Raw genomic sequence first — 2,448 nt, forward strand, 5'->3', positions numbered from 1 at the left:
TTGAGAAGAAAGCGTTGTTGCTGTCATTGTTTTAAAATCAGCAACTTTAGCATTAACAAAGTCATTGATCTCTTCTTGAGTGCAGATGTGTTTTTGGAGTCTCACACTTAGACATTTTAATCCTTTTGGTGTAATTTTTGCACTAGGAACGCTCTTTTTTCTTCCGGTAATGGTTTGAATGGTTTTTGGGACATACCCCATCAGTCCTTCATCGACTTTACTATAATAAGGCACCAATTTTTTATCATTACGACGATAAATCCAACGATGATTAATCAAACAGTTGGTTAAATCTTCAGGACACATGCCTAATTTTTGTGCTGCATCATTGATATCAAGCAGCTCATCAGAGCATTCTGAAGATTGAAGGCGATCATTTGCATTTTTGAGGTACGTCAAAACACCTAACATGATCTGAGGATCAGAATAGTCAATTTGAGGAGGTGTTATTTGTTTTGCTTTTCGTTCACATTCAATGAAATATTGACGGGCTTGCTTACCCTTTTCATTACGCTCAATCATAGCAAGTTCTTTTGCCATGTCTAAGGTGAGGTAGTATTCGATGCATGGACGACCATTTTGAGGGTTTACTAAAATTTTAGTAAAACTCACAAAGTCTTTGTTTTCTAGGAAACCATACTCTTTAATACGATGCACTATCCAATCGTTAAAATTGGAATTAACTTTTAAGAATGTATACAACTCACGTGCATTGACTGTTTGGACAGTTTCTTGGTTCATTGTATGGTTCCAAATAGGGATAAGCGTTTCCATTATAAGCCTCATAATGTTTGGATTGGTTTTTCAGATGGGGTGAGAAAAAAGGGGTATTGCTGTATCTCACCGATAATTCATATTTAAAACATCGCAAGGACGTAAACGATGTTGCTCTTCATAACTGCCGTAGGTTGCATCAGCATATTCCCGCTCTTTTATATCTTCTAAAAGATCATCGTATGCATCACTCTCAGCTATAAAGGGATAAGGATTAGACTCTAAAAAACAATAGCGGCCTTCGTTTAAGTATTTTTCAATATAGAGCTCAGCGATTTCTTCTGAAATATCATCATAGCGATTTGACTGAAGATCAATGCGAAGAATGCTTTCAACATCATCTAAACCGTCAACAATGCTCATGATTTCAGTCTTATTAATTGGTCCAGATTGAGCGTGATGATAATCACCACTGCATACAAGCAACAAAATCTCATCAGCATTCACAAAAAACTGTTCATTCATTTTCCATCCCCTCTATTCCTTGTTCGTAAATGGTTGTTTTTACATACATATACGCAAACGTATAAATAAAAGCAAGAGAAAAATTGCACAATATTTATTTTTTTACATGTGCATTTAAAATATTGGCTTCGAAATAAGAGAATCAAAAGGTTAAATTAACTTACCTCATAAGCAGGCGGTAGCCTTTGCGTGGTAGTATTGCAACTATTTCTCCGATCCACTTTATATTAACATTTTTTATTACAGGAGCATTATATGATTCAAGTGCAATACCTTCTGGAGAACGAACAATTTTTTTAATAAAGCGTCTATTATCTTCTGTTAAAATGACAACTTCATCACCGTAATAGTCACTTATTGGTCTTGTTTGCAAATGCTTGACTATGATTAAGTCTCCATCTTTATACATCGGGTACATAGAAAGGCCGCGAACCATGAATCCTAGCGCCTCAAAAGGTAAGTCAAACGGTATCTCAACTGTTTCAAGGCCGTTTTCTGGAATTTGCTCAACATCGGTATCAATTTCAAATCCCGCCCCTACAAATCCCATAATAGGAATAAGTGTAGTAACTTGGTTATAGCCTTTTAAACTTTTATATAATTCTAGTATTGCATCTCTATGTGAACCTCTAGGATCTGATTCACTCGCTAACCATCTTGATATGGTCGCTTGAGTCACATTTAATTTACTTGCAAGATCTCTTTGGGTCAGACCAAATTCAGATTGAAGTACATTTAATACGGCAATGATATTTTTTGTCATAATTAATTTTATGATTACTAAATTAAAAAAATCTATTGTTTTTTTTATAAATGTTGATACTATTACGTATATAGTAAATTTAAAAGAGTATCACATGATAACCGAAAATAAATTAGAAGTTAAATCCATCCGAAAATGTTTGGCGATAACGCAGAGAGAGTTAGCAGATATTTTAGGTGTTAAGCAGGCTTCTGTTTGCCGTTGGGAAAAAGGCAAAGGGTTGTCTTTAAGAAATTATTTAAAGTTATGCCAATTGCAAGATAGTTTAGTCTCCTTACCATCTGAATTTACTGATGGTTGCGTGGGGAGCAGGTTGGGGTGTGATCAAACCGATGGTCAACAATATTAGGTGGATAAGAACATGAGTATAGAAAAGAAATACGAGCTTACGGAAGAAAGTGAGAAGGTTGATAATTCAAGATTTGGAAAGAAATATAACTGCACTC

The 2,448-nt window shown here is 35.0% G+C and carries 4 protein-coding genes; 1 reads left to right on the forward strand and 3 read right to left on the reverse strand.

Going from position 1 to position 2,448, the window contains the following annotated elements; genetic code table 11:
* The 3 genes from ME3_RS05180 to ME3_RS05190 all read right to left on the reverse strand — a co-directional run.
* Window positions 1-774: antA/AntB antirepressor family protein (locus ME3_RS05180; RefSeq protein ID WP_007477725.1), on the reverse strand; the 774-nt coding region annotated here is incomplete at its 3' end.
* A gap of 66 nt (window positions 775-840) precedes the next feature.
* Window positions 841-1,239 (reverse strand): hypothetical protein, encoded by a 399-nt coding sequence (locus ME3_RS05185; RefSeq protein ID WP_007477726.1) that lies wholly within the window; start codon window positions 1,237-1,239, stop codon window positions 841-843.
* A 160-nt stretch (window positions 1,240-1,399) separates the two neighbouring features.
* A complete protein-coding gene (locus ME3_RS05190; RefSeq protein WP_007477727.1) occupies window positions 1,400-2,002 on the reverse strand; it encodes an XRE family transcriptional regulator in 603 nt (200 codons plus the stop codon).
* Between the two features lie 94 nt (window positions 2,003-2,096).
* Here ME3_RS05190 and ME3_RS05195 point away from each other — a divergent pair, with 94 nt between their 5' ends.
* The gene (locus tag ME3_RS05195) at window positions 2,097-2,351 is read left to right on the forward strand and encodes a helix-turn-helix transcriptional regulator (RefSeq protein WP_051011134.1); all 255 of its coding nucleotides are present in this window, start codon (window positions 2,097-2,099) and stop codon (window positions 2,349-2,351) included.
* The last annotated feature ends 97 nt before the right edge of the window (window positions 2,352-2,448 follow it).

The organism is Bartonella melophagi K-2C (assembly GCF_000278255.1).
In the GTDB taxonomy this organism is placed as follows: domain Bacteria; phylum Pseudomonadota; class Alphaproteobacteria; order Rhizobiales; family Rhizobiaceae; genus Bartonella; species Bartonella melophagi.